At 66.1% G+C, this 437-nt stretch carries 1 protein-coding gene; it reads left to right on the forward strand.

Annotation, left to right across the window (positions count from 1 at the left end):
• Positions 1 to 437: DUF4865 family protein (locus tag RVY79_RS17490; RefSeq protein ID WP_317465757.1), on the forward strand; the 437-nt coding region annotated here is incomplete at both ends.

Raw genomic sequence — 437 nt, forward strand, 5'->3', positions numbered from 1 at the left:
GCGTCAACGCGGCCCGCTGTGGGACGACGCGCCGGAACTGTTCTTCAAGGCCTTCCTGCTGCGTGAGCGTGGCGAGTTTGGTGCGACGGCCAATGCGTATTCGTCGCTGTATCTGTGGAAGCAGGATGCGGCGTTTCGCGACTTTCTGGTCAACGGCCGCTACCACGTCGTGACCGAGAGCTTTGGCCGCGCGCCCATCCATACGCAGATGGCGCTCGACGCCCGCAAGGGGCCGGCGCAGATGGCGCGCTTTGCCTATATCGAAGTTGAAGACATTGCGCCCGACGTGGGGCTGACGGATGTCTTCCGGCGCGCCATCGAACGCAACCATGAGGCCGCCGCGCAAGCCGGGACGGTGGCGGCAATCGTTGGTGTGGACACCGCGGCGTGGCGGCTGACCCGCGTGCGCTTGTCGGAGACTCTGCCGGGTGACGACG

Origin of the sequence: Chromohalobacter sp. HP20-39, assembly GCF_033052815.1 — a bacterium.
Lineage (GTDB): Bacteria > Pseudomonadota > Gammaproteobacteria > Pseudomonadales > Halomonadaceae > Chromohalobacter.